Origin of the sequence: Streptomyces solincola (assembly GCF_002982015.1) — a bacterium.
Taxonomy (GTDB): domain Bacteria; phylum Actinomycetota; class Actinomycetes; order Streptomycetales; family Streptomycetaceae; genus Streptomyces; species Streptomyces solincola.
On sequence record NZ_PVLV01000461.1, the window covers coordinates 1 to 6379 of the forward strand.

A 6379-nucleotide genomic window follows, 5' to 3' on the forward strand; every position below is an offset into this window, starting at 1 on the left:
CCCGTACCCCGCTCCGCCCCCAGCCGAAAGACGCCCCATGCCACCCTCTCCCGCCGACCGGCCGACCGTCGAGCAGTTCCAGGCGTTCGTCGACCGGACCTGCGCCCTCACCGTCACCGACCCGCACACGCCGCTCGCCGACCTCGGCGTCGACTCGCTGCGCACCGTGGCCCTGGTCATAGCCGCCGAGGACCACTACGGCGTCGTCGTCCCGGCCGAGGCGCTCGCCGACCCCGCGCTCACCGTCGAGGGGCTGTGGCGGACCGTGCTGGACGCGCCGACCGCGGCTCCGGAGGACTGAGATGCCCCGGCGTCCCCACCGGGAGCGCGACTACCTGACCGTACGCCGCTGGGCCGCCGCCCACGGCCTGCCCGATCGGCTGTTCGCCTCCTTCCCGCAGGAGACCAAGCCATCACTCATGGACCTCACCAGCCCCACCCTGGTGCTGTCCTTCGCCAACCTCGCCCGCGCCGCCCGCCGCCACGACCCCCGTGCCGTGGCGACCCTCAGCGAGCCGCTGCCCGCCCCGGAGGACTCCTGGCTGACCGACGCTCACGGCGAGCGCTACGTCAGCGAACTCCGCCTCCAGATCAGCAGGAGGACACCATGACGAGCATCCCCGCGTACCGGCGCCCGGCCCCCGACGTGGCCGCGAGCATCGGCGACACCCCTCTGGTCGCCCTCGACCGCCTCTTCCCACCCGACCGCTTCCGCGTCCACGCCAAGATGGAAGGCCTCAACCCCGGGGGCAGCGTCAAGGACCGCACCGCCCGGTCCATCATCGAACACGCCCTGGCCACCGGCGACCTGGTGCCCGGGTTCTCCACCGTGGTGGAGTCCACATCGGGCAACCTGGGCATCGCCCTCGCCCAGTTGTGCAACCTGCACGGGCTGGGACTCGTCTGCGTCACCGACGCCCGCGCCACCCGGCAGAACGTCGCCGTCATGCGCGCCTACGGGGCCCGGGTGGAGTGCGTGGAACGCGACTCCGCAAGCGGCGAGTACCTGCCCGCCCGCATCGCCCGGGTCAGGCACCTGCTGGCCACCCTGCCCGGCGCCTACTGGCCCGACCAGTACGCCAACGAGCTGGGCGCCCTCGCCCACCACACCACCATGCGGGAGATCTGCGAGGCGCTGCCCCTGCCGCCGGACCACCTCTTCCTCGCCGCCGGCACCACCGGCACGCTGCGCGGCTGCGCCGAGTACGTCCGGGACCACGGCCTGCCCACCCGGATCACCGCCGTGGACGCTGTCGGCAGCGTCATCTTCGGCCCGACCGAACCCTGGGAGCGTCACCACCGGCGCGCCGTCCCCGGGCACGGCGCGGCCCTCGCCCCGCCGCTGCTGCGGCCGGGCCTGGCCGACCGGGTCGTCAAGGTCACCGACTTCGAGAGCGTCGAGGGCTGCCGGGCGCTGCTGGCCCGCGAGTCCGTGCTGGCCGGCGGCTCCTCCGGGGCCGTCGTCACCGCGCTGCGCCGCAGCGCCGACCTGCTGGAACCCGGCGCGAGCGTCGCAGTCATCCTGCCCGACCGCGGCGAGCGCTACCTGGACACCGTCTACCGCGACTCCTGGGTCCAGGCCACCTTCGGGCGGCTGCCGTCCGTCGACGGCGACAACGCCCCGCCCCGTTCACCCGACCCCGGCCCCCGAATGATCGCGGCCGGACACCCCGAAAGGACAGCACCGTGAGAATCCTCGGACGGGACGACGTCCACACCGCCCTGGACGGCCTGGAGCCCGCCGTGCTCGACGCCGTGCGCACCGCCTACGTGCTGCACGGCCACGGCAGCAGCCAGGTGCCGTTCTCCAGTTTCCTGCGCCCCTCCCGGCCCGCGGGCTCCCGCGTCATCGCCCTGCCCGCCCGGCTGGACGGCCCGCGCCCGGTCCTGGGCCTGAAATGGATCTCTTCCTTCCCGGCCAACGTGGAGCAGGGCCTGCAACGGGCGTCCTCGCTCCAGATCCTCAACGACCTCGACACCGGCTACCCCATGGCCCTGCTGGAGGGCGGCCGCATATCAGCCGTCCGGACGGCCGCGAGCGCCGCGCTCGCCGCCGCCGCCCTGCACCGCGGCCGCCCCGTGCGCACCGCCGGCCTGATCGGCTGCGGCACCATCAACGAGCAGGTCGTGCGCTACCTCACCCGCACCCTTCCCGAGCTGGACTCGGTCGTCCTGTACGACGCCGCGCCGGGCCGGGCCGAGGTGTTCGCCGCCGGGCTGCGGGCGCGGTACCCGCACCTCGCCTTCCGCACCGGCGGGCCGGCCGACGCCCTGTCCGCGGAGACGGTCAGCATCGCCACCACCGACTCCACCTACTGGCTCGACCTGGAGCACTATCCGGACCGCCCGGAGGGCCAGGTGATCCTGCACCTCTCGCTGCGCGACCTCGCCTCCGCCTCGCTGCTGGGCACGGCCAACGTGGTCGACGACACCGAGCACGTGCTGCGCGAGCAGACCTCGCTGCACCGACTGGAACAGCAGGTCGGCCACCGGCGGTTCGTGCACGCCGAGATCGCCGGGATCCTCGACGGCGCCGAGCCGCCGGGCGGGGCCACCGTGGTCTTCTCGCCGTTCGGGCTCGGCGTCCTGGACCTCGCGGTCGCCCAGGTGGTGCTGGACGCCGCCACCGCCGCCGGCCTCGGCGCCGACGTCGGCGGCTTCGATCCGGGCCGCCACCCGGTCACCTCCACCCCGGGGAGGCCCGCGTGACCACGCCCACCACACCCTTCCCCGCCGGCACCCGGGCCCTGGTCACCGGCGCCTCACGCGGCATCGGCGCGGCCGTCGCCACCGTCCTCGCCGAGCAGGGCTGCGACGTGGCCCTGACCTACCGGAGCGGCCGGGAAGGAGCCGAACGGGTCGCGGAACAGGTCCGCGCCCTGGGCCGGCAGGCCCTGGTCTTCCAGGCCGACGTCCGCGAGGAGTCGCAGGTGACCGGACTCTTCCGCGAGCTGCGCGCCCAGTGGCCCACCCTGGACGTCGCCGTCGTCAACTCCGGGGTGACCGCCGACGGGCACCTCGCCGCCATGAGCGCCGCCAAGTGGCGGGAGGTCATCGACACCAACCTCGGCGGCGCGTTCTTCACCGCCCGCGAGGCCGTCAAGCAGATGTACGCCACCGGCGGCTCGATCGTCTTCACCGCCTCCACCAGCGGCATCGCCGGCCGGCCCGGACAGGCCAACTACGCGGCCAGCAAGGGCGGCATGATCGCCCTCGCGCGGACCCTGGCCCAGGAGACGGCCGACCGCGGCATCCGGGCCAACGTCGTCGCCCCCGGCTTCGTCGATACCGACATGGTGCGGCGGATGCCGCGGGCGCGCCGCGAGGAGGCGCTGCGCGCCGTGCCGCTCGGCCGCGCCGGCACCCCCGCCGAGGTCGCCCACGCGGTCGCCTTCCTGGCCTCCCCGGCCGCCTCCTACATCACCGGCAAGGTCCTCACCGTCGACGGCGGAATGATCCACGACTGACCCGGCCGCCGCCGGACCACTCCCTGAAAGGAACACCCATGAGCACCACCTACGACGCCATCCGCAGCCAGGCCGAGGCGCGCCTGGCCAAGAACACCGAGGTCAAGACCGCCATCATCGAGCGACTCGGGCTCCGGGTCGAGCCCTCGGCCGTCTCCGACAACCAGCCGCTGTTCGGCCGCGGCCTGGAGATGGACTCGCTCGACACCCTGGAGATCGTCGTCCTCATCAACAACGCCTTCTCCGTGCTGATCAGCGACGACGACGTGGCGGCCTTCGGCTCCGTCAACGCCCTGATCGACTTCGTCGAGGCGCGGGAGGACCAGCCGTGACCCGGCCCGGCCCCGCCCCCGCCGCGGCCGTCCCGGCCGCCAGGACCTACGCCTACGGACCGGACGACATCGCCCGGATGCTGCCGCACCGCCCGCCGATGCTGATGCTCGACCGCGCCTTCGACGTCGTCCCGGGCGTCAGCGGACACGGCGTCAAGTGCGTGACGGCCGGCGACCCGTGCCTGGCCGGCCACTACCCCGGCCACCCGATCATGCCCGGCGTGCTGCTGGTGGAGGCGATGGCGCAGCTCGTGGCCGTCGTCTACGTCGCCGACGCCGTCGAGGGCCCCGGACCGGCGCCGGACGGCGACCCCGCCGAGGGTGTCGGCTACCTCGGCTCCATCCGGGACATGAAGTTCTCCCGGCTCGTGATCCCCGGCGACCGGCTCCTGCTGGAGGCCCGCCTGGGTCCGCGCCTGGGCACCCTGCGCCAGGTGTCCGTCCGAGCCACCGTCGACCGGGAGACGGCCGCCGCCGGCACCCTCGTCGTCACCAGTGGGCGCACCACCACCCCGGCTCCCGCCGGCCGACCGGGCGGAGGTGTGCTGTGACGCTCACCGTCCGGCCCTACCGACCTGGTGACGCGGCGGGGATCGCCGCGCTCTACAGCCGCCACCGCGACGGCCCCAACCCGGTCGCCGGCGGCATCACCGCCGCCCAGCTCGACCAGGAGCTGACCGAACGCGCCACGGCGCTGTTCCTGGTGGCGGTCGACGACGAGCGGCCGGTCGGCACCTTCGGGCTGTTCCACGGCACCGGCCGGCGGACCGCCCGGGCCGGCGAACTCATCGCCGACATGTTCTTCGTCGCGCCCGCCTACCGGGGCGGAGCCCTCACCGGGCGGCTGTTCACCGACGCGGTGGAGTGGATGGTGCGCAGTGGCTGCCTGGTGCTGCGGTTGACCGTCAACCCGGCCAACACCACCGCCTTCCGGCTCTACCGGCGCGTCGGCTGCGTCTGCCTGGGACGCACCACTCCGGGGGAGGACGGCAACATCGAGCTGCACAATCACATCCCGCTCATCCTGCGCAGCGTCCTCGCCGACCTCGACGAGCACGCCCGGCAGGCGCTGTTCGACCTGAGCAGCTTCGCCGGCGTCACCGACCTCCGCGACGGCGAACTGGGCTCCGACGTCGAGCTGGTGGACGGGGTGCGCACCGTCTCCTACGTGCTGCACCTGGGCGAGCACCGGCTCACCGCCACCGTGGACGCCGACCGGGGCCTGGTCCGCAGCGCCAGGCTCACCTCACCCGACGGCGCCGCCCGCGCCGTGGGCGTCGAGGCGCCGCCCTACCGGGTGCGCACCACCACCGGGCGGCCCCCTCACCGCTTCACCAGCGGTGACCTCAGCGGCGAACTCGACCCCGACGACGGCACCCTGCGCGTTCTGGCGGCCGGGCACCATGGTCCGCTGCTGGTCTCCTCCTGGCCGGGCGGCCCGGCCGGCCGGCCCGCGAGCTGGCGGGAGGCGGAGCCGCGCGACCTCACCGTGCGCCGGGTGCCGCACGGGGTGCGGGTCACCGAACGCCGGGACGACGCCGAGGTCACCGGGACTCTGACCCTGCGCGACGGCGTCCTGTGCCAGGAGTTCACCGGCGCACCCCGGCCGGGCCACCTCTTCCAGACCGTCGGCCTGCGCCAGGGCGTCGTCGCCCCCGGCGACGGGTCCCGCCATCCGATCGGACTGGGCCTCGGCGTCCGCGACGCCTCCGAGATCGTGGCGGCCGGACACCGCGTACCCGTCGGCGGTCGGACCGCCTGGCACGGCCCCTCCTGGAGCGTCGAGCTGTCCGCCGACACGCCGGTGCGCCTGGTCCACGCCACCCTGCTGCGCCGCACCCTGGTCCCGGGACCCGACGGGGTCGCCCGGCTGAGGACCGCCCTCACCCCGCGCACCTCGCCCGCGCCGCTCGCCCCGCCGGTCCTCGCCCCGCCGCCGGGCCCGCGCCGGATTCACCTGGATGCCGGCACGGGGGGCGTGACCTCCTGGCGGGAGGGCTCCGTCCGCGTGCTGCGCTGCCCCCACCCGCGCACCCGCACGCTCGGCAGCAACCCGCAGTGGCGTGCCGGGATGTGGGTCACGGCCGAAACGCACCGCTCCGACCGCGCCCACGGCCTGGGCTGGGGCGTGCCGTCACCGGCGCCCTGGCACAACGGCTCGCCGTCCGAGCTCGACTGCCCCGACGAGGGCATCGCCTGGCAGGTGAGCGGCCCGGAGGGCCCCGGCACGCCGGTCCGCGTCGACATCCGGGCGCCCGGCGCTCCGGAGGAGACGGTCCTGTGGCTCACCCCGCACACCCCGCGCACCGCGACGGTGGCCGTCGCCTCCGGCGGCGGCCGCCACGAACTGAGCACCGACGGCTTCCGCCAGGTGTGGGCCGACGCCGTCGCCGTCAGGCTGACCGACGGCCACTGGCTGCACTGCCGGCCGGCCGACCCGACCGCCGCAACGGCGGAGATCGTCGTCCGCGCCACCCCGGCCGGTCCGCTCGTCGGCTGCGCCGCCCCCGCCCGCTCCGGTCCCGCGTGGCTCCTCACGGTCAGCGAGCACGGCCTGTGACCCGCGCCCGCCCCGCCACC

At 75.1% G+C, this 6379-nt stretch carries 8 protein-coding genes; all 8 read left to right on the forward strand.

The window, feature by feature from the left end; translation table 11 throughout:
- The first annotated feature begins 37 nt into the window (after window positions 1-37).
- The 8 genes from C6N75_RS24555 to C6N75_RS24590 are packed head-to-tail and all read left to right on the forward strand — an operon-like array spanning window position 38 to window position 6359.
- On the forward strand, window positions 38-301 hold the full coding sequence (locus tag C6N75_RS24555; RefSeq protein WP_105871080.1) for an acyl carrier protein: 264 nt from the start codon (window positions 38-40) through the stop codon (window positions 299-301).
- Between the two features lies 1 nt (window position 302).
- On the forward strand, window positions 303-611 hold the full coding sequence (locus tag C6N75_RS24560) for a hypothetical protein (RefSeq protein WP_258177592.1): 309 nt from the start codon (window positions 303-305) through the stop codon (window positions 609-611).
- Window positions 608-1690 carry a 2,3-diaminopropionate biosynthesis protein SbnA gene (sbnA, locus tag C6N75_RS24565; RefSeq protein WP_105871081.1) on the forward strand — a complete coding sequence of 361 codons (1083 nt, stop codon included), beginning with the start codon at window positions 608-610 and terminating at the stop codon, window positions 1688-1690. The genes C6N75_RS24560 and sbnA overlap by 4 nt, the downstream gene beginning before the upstream one ends.
- The gene (gene sbnB, locus C6N75_RS31145; protein ID WP_105871082.1) at window positions 1687-2709 is read left to right on the forward strand and encodes a 2,3-diaminopropionate biosynthesis protein SbnB; all 1023 of its coding nucleotides are present in this window, start codon (window positions 1687-1689) and stop codon (window positions 2707-2709) included. Before sbnA ends, sbnB begins: the two co-directional genes overlap by 4 nt.
- Window positions 2706-3467: an SDR family oxidoreductase gene (locus C6N75_RS31150; protein WP_219852910.1), complete on the forward strand. Its 762-nt coding sequence runs from the start codon at window positions 2706-2708 to the stop codon at window positions 3465-3467. Before sbnB ends, C6N75_RS31150 begins: the two co-directional genes overlap by 4 nt.
- 38 nt (window positions 3468-3505) lie before the next feature.
- Entirely contained in the window at window positions 3506-3799 is a 294-nt protein-coding gene (locus tag C6N75_RS24580; RefSeq protein ID WP_105871083.1) for an acyl carrier protein, read from the forward strand.
- Window positions 3796-4350, forward strand: a complete 555-nt coding sequence (fabZ, locus tag C6N75_RS24585) for a 3-hydroxyacyl-ACP dehydratase FabZ (protein ID WP_258177593.1) — start codon at window positions 3796-3798, stop codon at window positions 4348-4350. Before C6N75_RS24580 ends, fabZ begins: the two co-directional genes overlap by 4 nt.
- Window positions 4347-6359, forward strand: coding sequence for a GNAT family N-acetyltransferase (locus C6N75_RS24590; RefSeq protein WP_105871084.1), 2013 nt, complete (start codon window positions 4347-4349; stop codon window positions 6357-6359). The genes fabZ and C6N75_RS24590 overlap by 4 nt, the downstream gene beginning before the upstream one ends.
- Window positions 6360-6379 lie beyond the last annotated feature (20 nt).